The following is a 15272-nucleotide window of genomic DNA, read 5'->3' on the forward strand; positions in this document are numbered from 1 at the left end:
TCTTATTGTTCTGTCAGGGTGCGGATGCGCACGCCCTGTTCGAGCCGCGCCAACTGCGTGGCATCGCCAATTCCGAAACCGATCTGCGTGACCGCCATCGCGGCAATCGCCGTGGCGGTGCGTAGGGTTTGTTCAGGCGTGTCGGCGCTGAGCAAACCGTGGAGCATGCCGGCCAGCAACGAATCACCCGCGCCCACGGTGCTAACAACGCTGACCTTGGGCGGCGTGGCGTGCATCGCCGCGCCGACACTGAACCAGTTCACGCCATCGGCCCCGTGGGAGATCACCACATGCTCGATGCCTTGAGCGTGCAAACGGCTCGCTGCTTCGGCCTGTGCCGCCACCGATATCACCTCGCAGCCCAGCGCGTCGGCCAGCTCCTCGGTGTTCGGCTTGATCAGCCACGGGCCAGCCTTGAGTGCAGCACGCAAGGCTTCGCCGCTGGTGTCGAGGGCGACGTTCAGACCGAGGCTTTTCAAACGCTCAATCAACGCCTGCAGCCACTGAGGACTGATCCCTTGCGGCAGGCTGCCGGCCACGACGACCGCGTCATGACCGGGCGCAATCTGCTCGAGTCGATCCAGCAAGGCCTGCTGCGCTGCCGCATTGACCATCGGCCCCGGGCCGTTGATGTCGGTGATGCGCCCATCGTTTTCCGCCAGTTTGATGTTGCTGCGCGTCTCACCGGGCACCCGGATGAACGCATCGACAAAACCACGTTTGGCGAACAGGGTCTCAAACGCTTGAAGGTTGTCCTCACCGAGGAAACCGCTGACCGTCACCTGATGCCCGAGGTCGGCCAGCACCTGCGCCACGTTCACGCCTTTACCGGCGGCGTGGGTGTGCATTTCGTCGCTGCGATTGACTTGGCCGGGCTCGAGACGCGGCAGTTGCACCGTCAAGTCCAGCGCCGGGTTGAGCGTCAGGGTCAGTATCTTGGCCATTACAGGGCCTCCACTAATGCGCGCACTTCATTGGCGCTGCCCACGGTCAGGGCCTGTTGGGCGAGAATTCTGGTTTGGCTCAGGCTGAGTTCGCGGATGCGCGCCTTGACCTCGGCAATGCTGCGACCGGACACGCTGAGTTCGTCCACACCGAGACCGACCAGCACCGGCACCGCCAGCGGGTCGGCCGCCAACTCGCCGCACACCCCAACCCACTTGCCGTTGGCATGGGCCGCGCGCACGGTGATGTCGATCAGTTGCAGCACCGCCGGGTGCAAGCCGTCAGCCTGGGCCGACAAGGTTGGGTGACCCCGGTCGATGGCCAGGGTGTACTGGGTCAGGTCATTGGTGCCGACGCTGAAGAAGTCGACTTCCTTGGCCAGCACCGGCGCCAGCAACGCCGCCGATGGCACTTCGATCATGATCCCCAGTTGCAGATCGGCAACGGGGATTTCCAGACGCAGACGTTCAGTCATGTCCCGTGCCTGGCGCCACTCATCGACGCTGCCGACCATGGGGAACATGATCCGCAGCGGGCGGTTGTCCGCCGCACGGAGCAAGGCGCGTAATTGCGCTTCCATGATCTGCGGACGCTGCAAGGTCAGGCGAATGCCACGCACGCCGAGGAACGGGTTTTCTTCTTTCGCAATCGGCCAGTACGGCAGCGGTTTGTCGCCCCCGACGTCGAGGGTGCGAACCACCAGAGGACGACCGGCCAGGCCATCGAGGACGCGACGGTATTCGACTTCTTGAGTGGCCTCGTCTGGCGCCTGGGAATGGGCCATGAAAATCAGTTCGGTGCGCAGCAAGCCAATGCCTTCGGCGCCCTGCTCCACCGCGCTGGTCACACCGGCACTTTCGCCGATGTTGGCGAACACTTCGACCGCGTGACCGTCGGTGGTCAGCGCCGGTTGATGGCGTTGTTCGGCGGCGGCTTTCAGACGTTGCTCGCGGGTGTCGCGTTCTTCGGTGGCGCGCTGCAAGGTTGCTGCGTCGGCGTCCACATGCAGGCGACCGCGTTGGCCATCAATCAGCAACGGCGTGCCCGGCGCCAGCAGCAACACCGCTGCACCGGCACCGACCAAGGCTGGAATGCCCAGCGCCCGGGCGACAATCGCGCTGTGAGCGGTCGCGCCGCCACGGGCCGTGAGAATGCCGGCCACACGGGTCGGATCGAGACGGGCAACGTCGGACGGGCCGACTTCGTCCATCACCAGAATGTACGGCTGATCGGGTTCACTCGGGGTCTCGACGCCGCTGAGTTGCGCCAGTACCCGACGGCCAATGTCGCGCAAGTCGGCAGCCCGTTCGGCGAGCAAGGCGTCCTGGAGCGACTCCTGTTGTTTGGCCGCTGCTTCGATCACCGCCATCCACGCCGCTTCGGCGCTTTCGCCTTGCTTGAGGCGGGTGTCGACTTCATCGGTCAGTTCCGGGTCGTCGAGCATTTCCTGGTGAGTGATGAAAATCTCGCGAATGGCTTTGGATTTGCTTCGTTCGATCAGGCCTTCGATGTCGCGGCGCACGTGCGCCAACCCCTGCTTGAGACGCTCGCGCTCGATGGCGGCGGACTCGCCACGCAGCGGGTAATCGATGGTTTGCAGCACTTGAATGTGCGCCGGTCCGATGGCGATGCCCGGTGCAGCGGCAATCGCCTGGACCAGGCTGCCGGACGCTGGCGCAAGGAGCACTTCGGCGACATCGGCAAACACCTCGCGCTGCTGGCTCACGGCGGGCAACGGCTCGACTTCTTCGCCCAGGCCTTCTTCGATGGCGGCCAGCAGGGCTGGCAAGGCATCAGCGGCGATGCTCGGTTCAGCGACAAACTCCAGCACCTGACCGCGCCGGGCGCCGAGGCTGAGCAGTTTGCTCAAGCTCTTCACCGACACGGCGCTGTCCTGGCCATCGACGATGCGCACGCGGATTTCGCCTTCAAAACTTTTCGCCAACTGCGCGAGGATCTTCGCCGGGCGGGCATGCAAACCGTGGGCGTTGGCCAACGCAATGCGCGCGCTCGGCCAATCCGCTGGCAGTTCACCGCCCAGCACTTCGAGGACTTTACGGCTGCTGGTGGCGCGACCCAGTTCATGGCCACGGCCCTCGATCAGCAGCGCACACAGGCGTTCGAGCAAGGCCTGATGCGCCTCGCCAAGACTGGCCAGGCAGAACAGGCCACTGAGGGGCTGACCGAGGTAGCGCATCGGTTTGTCCGGCGTGACGAAAGCCAGGCCCGGACGCTTAACCGTTTGTTCGCTGTGCAGCCACCACAAGCCATCGCCCAACGGCAACGCTTCGACTTGCTGCAAAACAGCGGAGAAACCGTTGCTCACGCAATCGGCCTGACGCAGCAAGCGCGCACCGCGCCATACAAGTTCTTCGAAGTCATCGGCGGAGACACCGAGGCCGATCATTTGTGCATCCAGCGCCAGTTCTTGCGGCGCGCCTTGCAGCAGTTTCAACAAGGCTTCGGCGGAACTGGCGCGACGCAGGGCCTGGCCGAGGTCGGTTTCACCGAGGGCGCGGGTCAGCAGTTGCAGCAGTCGCAAGTGCTCATCGGATTTGGCGGCGATACCGATCGCCAGGTAAACGATCTGGCCATCGCCCCAGTCCACGCCTTCGGGGAATTGCATCAGCCGCACGCCGGTGGAAAACACCAGATCGCGGGTTTCCGGCGTACCGTGGGGGATGGCAATACCTTGACCGAGAAAGGTCGAGCCCTGGGCTTCCCGTGCCTGCAAACCGGCAAGATAACCCTCGGCCACCAGGCCATCGGTGACCAGATGCCGAGCCAGCAATTGCAAGGCTTCGGACTTATCCACAGCCGACTGGCCCATGGATATCTGCTCTATGGTGAGCTCGAGCATGCTTTCTCCTTTTTGGCGTCTGTTGGCGCCAGGTATTGTTTTGAATGATTCAGCTTAGGCGCTTAGTCATCATTTTTGGCGGTTTCGCGGCAGAACCGGCCAAATGCGCTTATAACCTAGAAAATACGCCTGCTGAAACGTTTAATCTAGAATGATTGGCACGTTACTCGATAATGTCCCATCCTTGAAGTCCAACTTGTCGGATGCGTTCAGACCATGGTCGTCTGCCCGAATCGGTTAGGATTGGCGAAAATGTCGGCCGAAAAACAAGGAAAGCCCGCGTTGAAACTCAGTGATATCGCACAATTGGCCGGTGTGTCCGTTACCACCGCCAGTTATGTCATTAATGGCAAGGCCGAACAGCAACGGATCAGCAGTGCCACCGTCGAGCGCGTTCGTGCGGTCGTCGAACAGCATGGTTTTACCCCCAACCCTCAAGCGGCCGGGCTGCGCAGTCGGCACACCCGTACCCTGGGCTTCATTCTGCCGGACCTGGAAAACCCCAGTTACGCACGAATCGCCAAACTGCTCGAGCAAGGCGCCCGGGCGCGCGGTTATCAATTGCTGATCGCCAGCTCCGACGATGCGCCGGACAGCGAACGGCAATTGCTGCAACTGTTCCGCGCACGGCGCTGCGATGCGCTGATCGTCGCCAGTTGCCTGCCGGCCGGTGATGACAGTTATCGTCAATTGCAGGCCAAAGGTATTCCGATCATCGCCATCGACCGGGTGATGGAGCCTGAGCATTTCTGTTCGGTGATCAGCGATGATCGCGAGGCCAGCCTGCAACTGACCCGCAGCCTGCTCGACCCGCTGCCCAAGCAAATCGCGCTGATCGGCGCCCGTCCCGAACTGAGCATCAGCCAGGAACGCGCCGCCGGGTTCAAGGAAGCGTTGAGCGGGTTCAAAGGCGAGGTGCTGATCGAGCACGGCGAGTCGTTCAGCCGCGAGTGCGGCAAGCAGTTGATGGAAGAATTGCTGCAGCGCCTGGGGCATTTGCCGGATGCGCTGGTGACCACGTCCTACGTGCTGCTTCAAGGCGTGTTTGATGCCTTGCACGACTTCCCGCTGAAAACCCGTCCGCTGCGCCTCGGCACCTTCGGCGACACGCAGTTGCTGGACTTCCTGCCGCTGCCGGTCAACGCCATGGCCCAGCAGCATCAACTGATTGCCGACAAGGCGCTGGCGCTGGCGCTGGCCGCTATCGAGCAATCCGATTACCAACCCGGCGTGCAAGCCATCGCGCGGACCTTCAAGCAGCGTATTCGCCAGGACTGAACCGTGGAGCTGATCGACAGCCACACTCATCTGGATTTTCCGGACTTCGACGAGGACCGCACGGCGCTGCTCGCCGAAAGCCGCGCCCTCGGGGTGCGGCGGATGGTGGTGCTGGGGGTTTATCAGGGCAATTGGCAGCGGGTCTGGGACCTGGTGCAAAGCGATCCCGACCTGCATGCGGCGCTCGGTTTGCACCCGGTGTACCTGGACCAGCATCGCCCTGACGATTTACTCGAACTCGGTGACTGGCTGACCCGCCTGGCGGGTCATCGGCAATTGTGTGCCGTGGGTGAGATCGGCCTGGATTACTTCATCGAAACCCTCAACCGTGAGCGCCAGCAGGCCTTGTTCGACGCGCAACTGCAACTGGCGGTGGACTTCAATCTTCCAGTGCTGATTCATGTGCGGCGCAGCCATGCCGCGGTGATTGCCACACTCAAACGGTTTCGCTTGAAACGCGCGGGCATCATTCATGCCTTCGCCGGCAGCAAGGAAGAGGCCCGAGAATACATCAAGCTCGGTTTTAAACTCGGCCTGGGCGGCGCCGCGACCTGGCCGCAGGCGTTGCGCATGCACCGCGTCCTCGCCGAATTGCCCCTGGAGTCGGTGGTGCTGGAAACCGATTCACCGGACATGGCGCCCGCCATGTTTCCCGGTCAACGCAACAGCCCGGCGCACCTGCCGGCGATCTGCTCGGCACTGGCCGGGATCATGTCGATCAGCCCTGAGCAACTGGCCACCGCCAGCACGGCCAATGCCTGTGAGTTGTTCCGCTGGTAGTCAGTCGCCGTGGGCCTTGGCGGCTTCCAGGATCAGCGTCACGTGTTGTTTGTGCCGAGTGAACTGCACGACACCGAAGTAGAGCAGAATCGCAATCAGCGAAAAATTCAGCTGTTCGACCACGCTGAGTATGCCGACCCACTCCATCACCAGCGCCACCAATAACGCGGTGCACACCGTCACCAGCGTACTGGCCCGCAGCATGGCCAGGGAGTCAACGGACTTCAAGCGCCGGATCTGTTTCGGGTCATTCAACTGCAGGGCTTTGTGGCAGTGGGAACAGGCGAACGATTCCTTGATTGCGATGGCGTTGAGTTGCCAGGGTTCAAGCACCAGAGTGCTTCCACAATGTGCGCAATGCCCCTGGATTCCACTTATTGCGACAGACATAACCGTGCGTCCTCAGGCCAAGTCAGAGTGTTTGATCTTCCTTCATTGAAGACCAAAAACCAGAGCCTAGAGAAAAACAGGACAGTGCTGACCGAATGAGGGAATAAGTACTACAGATTGGGCGCAAAAACCTGTGGGAGCGAGCCAGCTCCCACATTTGATCCATTGGGGCCATCAGACCCGGAACGCGCTGATCAGTTGTTTGAGTTCCACCACCTGGGCCGACAACGCTCGGCTGGCATCTTCGGTCTGGTGCGCACCTTCAGCGGTGCGTTCACCCGCGCGGTTGATCTCGACAATGTTCTGGTCGATGTCGTGGGCCACGGCGGTCTGCTGCTCCACCGCGGCCGCGATCTGTTGGTTCTGGTCGACGATCATGCCGACGGCGCCGAGGATGTTTTCCAGCGCCTGCTGGACCTTTTCCGACTGCCCGACGGTGCCATCGGCCACCTGATGGCTGACGCCCATGGCTTTCACCGCCGCGCCGACACCATTTTGGAGCTTGGTGATCATCTGCTCGATTTCTTCGGTCGATTGCTGGGTACGCTTGGCCAGGGTCCGCACCTCATCGGCCACCACCGCAAAACCCCGTCCCTGCTCACCGGCCCGAGCGGCTTCGATCGCCGCGTTGAGCGCCAGCAGGTTAGTCTGCTCGGCAATGCTCTTGATCACTTCCAGCACGCGGCTGATGGATTGGCTGTCGCTGGCCAATTGGTTGATCACCCGCACCGACTGATCGATCTCACTGGCCAGTTGCGCGATGCTGCCCTGCTGGGACGCCACCAGGCCGCGACCGCTGATGGTCTCGTCGTTGACGCTGTGAGCACTGCTGACCGCCGCCGCGGCACTGCGCGCCACCTCTAGGGAGGTGGCCGACATCTGATTCATGGCCGTGGCGACCTGCTCGATCTGCGAGCGCTGCCCCGCCACCGCCTGGTTGCTTTGGGCAGAGACACTTTCGACTTGCCCGGCCTGGCGCTCGACCTCATTCACGGTCTGGCCTACGCGCTCGATCAGGTCATGGATTTTCTTCACGGTGCCGTTGAACACCTCGCCCAGCTCGCCCAACTCATCGCGGCTTTCGGCGCGGAAGGTGACGGTCATGTCGCCCGCCGCCACTTTGTCCAGCGTCGCGCCCAGGCGTTTGAGGGTGGTGCGGGTCGAGGCGTAGAAGCCGCCGTAGAGGTAAAAAATCAACACAAACACCACCGACAGCGCCACGGCCTGCAAGACCATGTGGGTGCGGTTCTGCTCCAGTCGCTGCTGCAACTGGGTGCCGAGGAACGTCAGGGTCGCTTCGTTGAGTTGGTAGGTCTGGTCCATCAGGCCGGTGACCTGATCGTAAAAAGCCTGCCACGGCGCATCGAGGGTGTCGGCCATCACCACCTGCTCTTCGAACAGCTCACTGGCCTTTTTCAGCGAGGCTTTGCTGCTCTCGGCCTGGGCGGTCAGGGTGTCACGCGCCGCTTTGCTGGAGCCCAATGCATCATTGAGCTTCAGACCGTATTCGCCCTGGAGCTTTTCGATCTGCGCCAGCAGTTCATCGAACCGGGTGCTCGACGACGAATTCAGAAAACCTTGCCCAAGCGAATAGGAACCCATCGCCCGGCCGTCGCCCAGGATCTGCGTCACGGGCGGAGTGACGTTGGTAATGAGCTCGCTGAGCTGACGCATGTCGCTCTGGGTGTCGCGGGTCAGGCCGGCCTGACTGGCGATGATCTGGCTGAAAATCTGCGCGCTGCCGAGCAACTTGCCGATCATCCCGCTTTTGCTTTGCAGGGAGTTTTCCGCTTGCTGGGCCTTGAACGCCGCGATCATTTCATCGCGCTTGCCATCGAACACCGTGATCTGCTCCGGATCAGTGGTCATCGCCGTCAGCCCTTGCAGGCGGGCCAGAACACTTTGCTCCAGGGTGCTGATCTTCGTCTCGACATTGCCGGCCTTGCCGGACTGGCCAAGGGTGACGTTGATTTGCACCAGGTTGTTCAGGGTTTCCAGATCACGCCGCAGGGTCAGGCTGCTGCCGAGCAGGTTGAGGCTTTGCAGCTCGACTTGTGTGCCCTGGAATTCACGATAAGAATCGCGGACCAGATAGAAGTTGGTCACCAGCATCGGCACGAGGAACAGCACACTGATCAGGCTGAACTTCATGCCGAAGCTCAGGCGATTCATCAGCGCGACGGCGGGATAGAGCAAGCTCTTCACTGGAAGTCTCCCTTTTGATTCTTATTTTTATTGGCAGGCGCAGGTCGACGGCAGATAGCCACTATTCAGCGCTATCTCTGTATAGCTTAAATCGGCTGGGGGTTTTGTAACTTAAGGTTAACGGCAGATCGCCGGTCTTGAGATCGATGATCCTTCTTGTGGCGAGGGAGCTTGCTCCCGCTCGTCTGCGAAGCAGACGCAATGCAGACGAGCGGCTTTTCCTGACATATTCGCGTGGCCGTTTGAGGGCGCTGCGCGCCCAGCGGGAGCAAGCTCCCTCGCCACAATAACGTTCACGTCAGACAGCTGTTGGGTTACGGGAGGACCGTCCACAACGCAAAACCTGCATACCAGAGTACCGCCGCCCGCAGCAGCAATTCCCAGATCCGGTCCAGGCTGTTGATGCCATCCGGTCCGACGACCGGTGCAGGAATTTCGCCTGCCACCAAGCCGACTTTCTCGATCAACTGGGCAGCGCTGATGTTCCAGTTCAACAGTTCATGCAGCATGACGCGGCTGACCGCGACAAAGTTTCCGACCAGCGCGAAACTGGCCGCCAACAGACGCACCGGCACCCAATCAAACGCATGACGCAACTGTGCAGCTCGCTCGACCACTGCAGGGTTCTGCCCGTGTTCTTCGGCCAGCGCCAGCAACCGGTAGCTCAGTGCGGCGACCGGGCCCAGCACGAAGTACCAGAAAATTACCGCAAAAAAGCTCTGGTAAGCCTCCCACAGCAAATGGCCTTCGACCCGCTCAAGCAGTTGCTCGCCGCTATCGGCGCAGATGTCCACGTCGCGCTTCGCCACATGGGCGGCGGCTTGCAGGTCTTCCCGGCGCCAGGCATCGCGAAACGGTCCCAGGCCGGCCAGCAAATCGCCGCGACCCAGACTGTAAATCACCACCAGCAGGTGCACCGGCAACGCCAGCAACCCGTAGGCCACCGGTTCCAGCACCACCAACAACAAACCCAGCAGCGCCACCGGCAACAACACCAGCACCACCAATATCAGCCATGGCCGATTGATCAGGCGCGGACTGACTTCAAGCTTGTTCAGTTCACGCACCCAACCGCCGTCACGTTGGACCCGATGGCGCAGGGCCGAGAACTTCTCGATCCAGACGGCCAAAAGCAACACCAGAAAACTCATTGTTGTTCCTCTTTTGCCAGGGCGGCGCGATAGCGCGCCCAGTCGAACGCAGGTCCCGGATCCGTCTTGCGTCCCGGTGCGATGTCGCTATGCCCACAGATGCGCTGCGCGCTGATCGCCGTAAACGTGCTTTGCAGTTGCCGGGTCAGCGTCGTCAATGCTTGATACTGAGCGTCCTCGAACGGCAGATCATCCGTGCCTTCGAGCTCGATACCCACGGAAAAATCGTTACAGGTGTCCCGCCCCTCGAAACTCGAGACACCGGCGTGCCAGGCGCGCTCAAGACAAGAGACAAACTGAGTGACGGTGCCGTCACGCTCGATCAGAAAGTGCGCAGACACCCGCAGGTCAGCAATCCCTGCAAAATAGGGATGCTCCGTGACATCCAGACGATTCTGGAAAAATTCCTGCACCTTGCCGGTGGCGAACTGCGCTGGCGGCAGGCTGATGTTGTGGATCACCAGCAGGGAAATTTCGCCCGAGGGGCGCGCATTGAAGTTGGGCGAGGGGCATACACGCACGCCCTGACACCAACCGCTCGCGGGGTCCAACTGCATACAGGTTCCTTCAACGACGACTGTGTTGGCGCCCAGTATGCCGCGATAGGCCCTCGGGGCGCGATCACTTGCCGCGATTGAGACGCCGCAGATTGCCCAGCACCGACTCCAGGGCCCGGTCGAACAGCAAGGTATCGTCCAGCGCCCGCACCGCGCCACGGCGAAATTCCAGGGCCAGACCGGTGCGGCTGCGCTCCAGCACTTTCATTCCTGTGCGGTCGACAAAGATGTATTTTCCGGTGGAATCGATGATCGCGGTCAGCTTGCAACGCAGGGTGTTTTCATCGTCTTCCTGAAACTCGACCCAGCAGCCCGGACGCAGTTGATCGACCTGAAGCAAACCGGCATCGTCCACCGGCAACCGTACTGATACCACATCGGTCGGGCCTTCGTCGGCGGTGTGCAGCACGATTTGCTGCAGCACTTCGACCATCACCGTCGGCTCGACAGGTTGTTCAGCCGCCTGGCCCGGGCGCTCGAACAATTGAACGTGCAAGGTTTCCAGTTCACTGAAAAACTCACTGGTGGCGAACGGATCAAATGCCGAGCTGCTCAGCCCGTCGCGCAAGGCCTTCAGCAACCCCGGCACCAGCGCCAACAACCGCAGGCCGGCATCGGGCTCCTCATGGCGCTGCACGCTCCAGATCAATTGCTCCATGGTCTGCACATCCGCATGCCATTCCGCCGACGCATCACCGTGTTTGAGGCAGGTCAACAACAGCACTTTGCTCCAGGCCTCCTGCACGAAGACCACCACACCTTGGGGCAGCACTTTGCCCAATAACGCCTGATTCAGCGCCTGTTCGACACGCTGGCGCGCCAGTTCGGTCCTGGCGCGGCCCTCTTCGGCGTCACGGGTGCGTTGTTCCAGCAATTCACTGCGGCGGCGCTCGTCACTGGTGAACGCGAGAAAATCCGCGAGCAACTCGGAAAAGATGGCCGGGTCGTCAACAAAGTCGTTCAACAGACGCTGCACCACTTGCCCGATGCGCAGGTACAGGCTGTCACGTTCGTGGTCATCGCACTCGCCCCAGCCCATCGCGGCGGCAGCAATTTCGTTGAGCAGACGCCGGGCCGGGTGGCTAGCGCGGCTGAAGAAGCTCTTGTCGAGCACCGCAACCTTGAGCATCGGGATCTGCAACCGACCAATCAGCGCCTTGAGGGAATCCGGCAGGTTGCGGTCATCAAGGATGCATTCGAAGAGCATGGCGATCAGGTTGATCACGTCTTCGTCAGCCACGCCGACCACACGCGACTTGCCGCTTTTGACGCTGACCCGGGTCAGCAGTTGTTCAAGCTGGTTACGCAGATCGAAGTCGTCCTGGGTAGCCAGCGCCGGCACGTATTGCTGCAAATGCGAGAGCAGGCGCAACAGGTCTCGGGTGGAAATAGGCTGGGTCTGGGCACTGGCCTCGAGGGTGGGTGCGACGCTGCCGCGCACGTGCAACAGCAGCTCCTGCAACGCGGCAAAGACTTCCTGCACGCCATCGTCGATCGGCGTATCACCCGAGTGGATGCCGACCTCGATCGGTTCGGCATGGGCGCTGGCGGCCGCATGATCGATGGCACGTCGCATCGGCGCAGGCTTGAGGTCGGGCAACACGCCGGTTGCGATGAGCAGTTGATTGGCTTCGGCGTACAACTGATCAGCGCTACTGAGCACGTAGCGGTCGAACAGTTTGAGAATGATCAGCTTGACCTTGATCTCCACCCCCAGGTTGCGCCAGGCCTGCAAGAAATACTCGCAGAGCCGCGCCGGTCCCAGCGGGTTGTGTTTATTGTCCAGCGTCTTGCCCAGCAAAGCACTGAGTCGGGCTGTCAGTTGGTCGAGGGCGAACCCGTCGCGGTTCAGCACTTTGCTGACCATGGCTTCCACCGCGACGCTGCGCTCCAGATCGTCATTGGGCAATGTATCGGGTTCAAACGCCAATGCCTGAGGCATGGACGCCTGGGGGCTGTCGTACTGCGAGAGGCTGACGAACGCCTCGAAGAATTGTTCGAGAAAACCGCGCTCGATGCTTTTTCGCTTGAGTCGCAAGTCGCGCATGGCTTCGAAAAAGAGGTTCTGCTCGACATCGTTGCGGGCCCGATCAGCCATTTCGAACAGCGTGTCGTCGGCGTTATCAAACAGTGCTTGCAAGCCGTGCCTGAGCTGTTGAGTGGCCTTGTCGCGAACCTGAAGCAGAATCACAGGCAGGCGGGCGAGCGGCGATTGCGTCGCCTGATCGGTAGCCGCCTTGTGCAAAGGCACTACATTCCCGTCGTTGTGCATCCAAGCCTCCTGAAACGGTGATTCTGCGAATAGTCGTGAACCCAAAAACACGTCAAAGCCATGACGTCAAAAGCAAGGCGGATTATCTTGCAAAAGCGCCCCCGTGTGCCAGCGGACTCTGTGCTTCGTATTGAAATAGACGCATTGGGAAGACGCTGACTTAGTGCCGATGACTCAAGGGAATCGACCAAATGCAGGTTTGCAGATGAGGGGAACGCCTCTGATGCCTTGGGTTGCCTCGCGCCATGGCCCTATAATCGGGCCACTTTGTTTGTGGAGCCCGTTATGCCGAATCTACGTCTCGCCGATTTGACCGCCGAAATCGAAGCCAACGTGCGCCGTGCGTTGCTCGAAGACATCGGCAGCGGCGACATCACCGCACAGCTGATCCCGGCCGAACGCCTGGCTAAAGCCACCATCATCACCCGCGACGCTGCGGTCATTGCCGGCACCGCATGGGTCGATGCCGTTTTCCGGCAACTCGATCCACGGGTCGCGGTGCATTGGCAGGTGCGCGACGGCGAACGGGTGAAACCCAATCAAGCGCTGTTCCACCTCGAAGGCCCGGCACGCTCGCTGCTGACCGGCGAACGCTGCGCACTGAATTTCCTGCAATTGCTCTCGGGCGTGGCCACCCGCGCGCAATACCTGGCGGATTTTGTCGGCGAGACCCAGGTGAAGCTGCTCGACACCCGTAAAACCCTGCCGGGCCTGCGTCTGGCGCAGAAGTACGCCGTGACCTGCGGCGGTTGCCATAACCACCGCATCGGCTTGTACGACGCCTTCCTGATCAAGGAAAACCACATCGCCGCCTGCGGTGGCATTCCTCAGGCCATTAACGCTGCGCACAAGATCGCCCCGGGCAAGCCGGTCGAGATTGAAGTGGAGAGCCTGGAGGAATTGAAAGAAGCCCTGGCGGCGGGTGCAGACATCATCATGCTCGATGAGCTGAGCCTGGATGACATGCGTGAAGCCGTGCGTCTGAACGCGGGCAAGGCGAAACTGGAAGCCAGCGGTGGTATCAACGAAAACACGCTGCTGCCGATCGCGGAAACCGGGGTGGATTACATTTCGATTGGTGCGATGACCAAGGATGTGAAGGCTGTCGACCTGTCGATGCGTCTGAGCCTCTGAGAATGAAAAACGCCAGCCTCAATGAGGCTGGCGTTTTTGTCAGACCACCAGATTGTTCATCTCGCAGTACTCTTCCCACTCGACGCCCAACACCTCGGCCGCCTCCTTGTGCAGCACCAGGCGCGCAGCCTCGAACTCTTCAGGGGTCGAGGTGTACTTGAGCGTCAGCTCCCACGGCTGCAAGCCCTGGGATTCCGCCTCATCCTCGAACGCCCACTGGATCTGGTCTTTCTGATCGTCGGCTGGCAGGTCCTTGATCTCGTCCGCTAGCTGGGGCGTATCAAGCAGGTACTTTTTAAGCGCTTCTTCGTGTCTGGCTTCTTGGGTCAATTCTTTAACGGTCATGGCGTTCTCGCTGATCTGGGGAATGGAAGATGGATCTGGATCATCAAGGATCTCTCTGACGCAAAAAACCGTGTGAAGCCCGGTTTGTCTGGCCTTCAGAACCATTCGGGGATCATCTGAAAACTGCAAAGTGGTACGTGTGCAACGTCCGAATATAGGACGTTTGGTCGACGATTTATATGGACTTTTACATCAAATCTACAAAAAAACCGTTGATCGGGCTTTCTGAAAATTTTCCTTCTCTACCCAGGAACAACGTTCAAAAGGTAAAGTCATAGCGATGTGCCATCTAGGCACGTCACAAGGAACCCGTGATGCGCAATTTTTCCAAGCTTTCGTCCATCCTGTCTGCAACTGGCATGGCCGCCCTTCTTCTCGGCACCCTGGCATTACCCGATTCGGCTCAAGCAGGTCTGGAGTACAAATCCGACAGCGCAAACTCTTCTGATAAATTTCTCGTTTACCACAACTATTACGGCACAGACGTGATGGTCAGATCCGGTATCAGTATTGATGACGTGGAAAAATTACAAAGACTGGTTAAAAGCGATACGGCAGATCTGGAAGATCTGAAGAAAACCGTCAGTGCACAGGCACGGCTCATCGAAGAATTCAAAAAGGACACGGGTTCCAGTTCAATCTCGAATGCCAGCGAAGTGGACAAACTCAAGCGCACCGTCAGTGACCAGGAAACGGCGCTGAAGAACCTCGCCAAGGCCATGGACGAGTTCAAACGCAACAGTGGTTCGAGCTCCAGTTCCAGCGCCAGCGAAATGAACAACCTGAAACGCACGGTCAGCGAACAGAACACGGGCTTGGTAAACCTTGCCAAGGCCGTGGACGAACTCAAACGCAACAGCAGCTCGAATTCCAGCTCCAGTTCCAGCGAAGTCAGCGACCTCAAGCGCACGGTCAGCGAACAGGACAACGGACTGAAAAAGCTCGCCAGCCAAATGGACGATCTAAAGCGCAGCAGCAGCTCGAATTCCAGCTCAAGCTCAAGCTCCAGCGAAGTGAGTGATCTGAAACGCACGGTGAGCGAACAGGAAAACGGCCTGAAAAAGCTCGCCAGTCAGATGGACGATCTAAAGCGCAGCAGCAGCTCGAACTCCAGTTCAAGTTCAAGTTCAAGCTCCAGCGAAGTGAACGACCTCAAACGTACCGTCAACGAACAGGAAAACGACCTGAAAAGGCTTGCCAGCCAAGTGGAAGACCTCAAGCGCAGCGCCGGGTCGAGTTCCAGCTCGAGCTCCAGCGATCTGTCCAGCCTTAAGCGGGAAGTCAGCGATCAGGACAATCAACTCGATCAGCTCAAACGCACTGTGGAAGATCTGAGCAGAAAGGTGAAATAAGAG

General features: G+C 60.2%; 12 protein-coding genes and 1 pseudogene. 4 read left to right on the forward strand and 9 right to left on the reverse strand.

The window, feature by feature from the left end; all coding sequences use genetic code 11:
- Window positions 1-2: 2 nt before the first annotated feature.
- Together pfkB and ptsP are read right to left on the reverse strand one after the other, a co-directional pair.
- Entirely contained in the window at window positions 3-944 is a 942-nt protein-coding gene (gene pfkB / locus K0F88_RS22235) for a 1-phosphofructokinase (protein ID WP_219096547.1), read from the reverse strand.
- On the reverse strand, window positions 944-3805 hold the full coding sequence (ptsP, locus tag K0F88_RS22240; RefSeq protein WP_219096548.1) for a phosphoenolpyruvate--protein phosphotransferase: 2862 nt from the start codon (window positions 3803-3805) through the stop codon (window positions 944-946). The genes pfkB and ptsP overlap by 1 nt, the downstream gene beginning before the upstream one ends.
- A 282-nt stretch (window positions 3806-4087) precedes the next feature.
- Here ptsP and cra point away from each other — a divergent pair, with 282 nt between their 5' ends.
- Both cra and K0F88_RS22250 read left to right on the forward strand, forming a co-directional pair.
- On the forward strand, window positions 4088-5083 hold the full coding sequence (cra, locus tag K0F88_RS22245) for a catabolite repressor/activator (RefSeq protein ID WP_219096632.1): 996 nt from the start codon (window positions 4088-4090) through the stop codon (window positions 5081-5083).
- Window positions 5084-5086: 3 nt separating this feature from the next.
- The gene (locus tag K0F88_RS22250) at window positions 5087-5863 is read left to right on the forward strand and encodes a TatD family hydrolase (protein ID WP_219096549.1); all 777 of its coding nucleotides are present in this window, start codon (window positions 5087-5089) and stop codon (window positions 5861-5863) included.
- Here the strand turns inward: K0F88_RS22250 and K0F88_RS22255 are convergent, their stop codons facing one another.
- From K0F88_RS22255 to K0F88_RS22275, 6 genes and pseudogenes are all read right to left on the reverse strand, one after another.
- The gene (locus K0F88_RS22255) at window positions 5864-6253 is read right to left on the reverse strand and encodes a hypothetical protein (RefSeq protein WP_219096550.1); all 390 of its coding nucleotides are present in this window, start codon (window positions 6251-6253) and stop codon (window positions 5864-5866) included.
- Between the two features lie 174 nt (window positions 6254-6427).
- Window positions 6428-7141 carry a methyl-accepting chemotaxis protein gene (locus tag K0F88_RS33045; protein WP_374039740.1) on the reverse strand — a complete coding sequence of 238 codons (714 nt, stop codon included), beginning with the start codon at window positions 7139-7141 and terminating at the stop codon, window positions 6428-6430.
- A gap of 144 nt (window positions 7142-7285) precedes the next feature.
- A pseudogene (locus K0F88_RS33050) lies at window positions 7286-8425 on the reverse strand (HAMP domain-containing protein); the annotation flags it as partial.
- 347 nt (window positions 8426-8772) lie between these two features.
- Entirely contained in the window at window positions 8773-9609 is an 837-nt protein-coding gene (gene ampE / locus K0F88_RS22265; RefSeq protein ID WP_219096551.1) for a regulatory signaling modulator protein AmpE, read from the reverse strand.
- Complete coding sequence (gene ampD, locus K0F88_RS22270; RefSeq protein WP_094469162.1) at window positions 9606-10166, reverse strand: 1,6-anhydro-N-acetylmuramyl-L-alanine amidase AmpD; 561 nt, start codon at window positions 10164-10166, stop codon at window positions 9606-9608. The genes ampE and ampD overlap by 4 nt, the downstream gene beginning before the upstream one ends.
- A gap of 64 nt (window positions 10167-10230) precedes the next feature.
- Window positions 10231-12438, reverse strand: coding sequence for a DUF1631 domain-containing protein (locus K0F88_RS22275; RefSeq protein WP_219096552.1), 2208 nt, complete (start codon window positions 12436-12438; stop codon window positions 10231-10233).
- A 285-nt stretch (window positions 12439-12723) separates the two neighbouring features.
- Between K0F88_RS22275 and nadC the strand changes: the two genes are divergently transcribed.
- Window positions 12724-13572, forward strand: a complete 849-nt coding sequence (gene nadC / locus K0F88_RS22280; protein ID WP_219096553.1) for a carboxylating nicotinate-nucleotide diphosphorylase — start codon at window positions 12724-12726, stop codon at window positions 13570-13572.
- A 39-nt stretch (window positions 13573-13611) separates the two neighbouring features.
- On the opposite strand, the gene K0F88_RS22285 is transcribed toward nadC, so the two are convergent.
- Window positions 13612-13917 (reverse strand): DUF6388 family protein, encoded by a 306-nt coding sequence (locus tag K0F88_RS22285; protein WP_094469169.1) that lies wholly within the window; start codon window positions 13915-13917, stop codon window positions 13612-13614.
- A gap of 314 nt (window positions 13918-14231) precedes the next feature.
- Between K0F88_RS22285 and K0F88_RS33055 the strand changes: the two genes are divergently transcribed.
- Entirely contained in the window at window positions 14232-15269 is a 1038-nt protein-coding gene (locus K0F88_RS33055; protein WP_094469165.1) for a hypothetical protein, read from the forward strand.
- The last annotated feature ends 3 nt before the right edge of the window (window positions 15270-15272 follow it).

The organism is Pseudomonas sp. UMAB-40, assembly GCF_900095275.1.
GTDB classification, from domain to species: Bacteria; Pseudomonadota; Gammaproteobacteria; order Pseudomonadales; family Pseudomonadaceae; genus Aquipseudomonas; species Aquipseudomonas mandelii_B.

Excerpts from the sequence above, each read along its gene's own strand:
- K0F88_RS22285 (WP_094469169.1), bottom strand. The coding sequence starts at position 13,917 with ATGACCGTTAAAGAATTGACCCAAGAAGCCAGACACGAAGAAGCGCTT.
- K0F88_RS22255 (WP_219096550.1), bottom strand. The coding sequence starts at position 6,253 with ATGTCTGTCGCAATAAGTGGAATCCAGGGGCATTGCGCACATTGTGGA.
- K0F88_RS33055 (WP_094469165.1), top strand. The coding sequence starts at position 14,232 with ATGCGCAATTTTTCCAAGCTTTCGTCCATCCTGTCTGCAACTGGCATG.
- ampE (WP_219096551.1), bottom strand. The coding sequence starts at position 9,609 with ATGAGTTTTCTGGTGTTGCTTTTGGCCGTCTGGATCGAGAAGTTCTCG.
- ptsP (WP_219096548.1), bottom strand. The coding sequence starts at position 3,805 with ATGCTCGAGCTCACCATAGAGCAGATATCCATGGGCCAGTCGGCTGTG.
- ampD (WP_094469162.1), bottom strand. The coding sequence starts at position 10,166 with ATGCAGTTGGACCCCGCGAGCGGTTGGTGTCAGGGCGTGCGTGTATGC.
- nadC (WP_219096553.1), top strand. The coding sequence starts at position 12,724 with ATGCCGAATCTACGTCTCGCCGATTTGACCGCCGAAATCGAAGCCAAC.
- K0F88_RS22275 (WP_219096552.1), bottom strand. The coding sequence starts at position 12,438 with ATGCACAACGACGGGAATGTAGTGCCTTTGCACAAGGCGGCTACCGAT.
- pfkB (WP_219096547.1), bottom strand. The coding sequence starts at position 944 with ATGGCCAAGATACTGACCCTGACGCTCAACCCGGCGCTGGACTTGACG.
- K0F88_RS33045 (WP_374039740.1), bottom strand. The coding sequence starts at position 7,141 with ATGAATCAGATGTCGGCCACCTCCCTAGAGGTGGCGCGCAGTGCCGCG.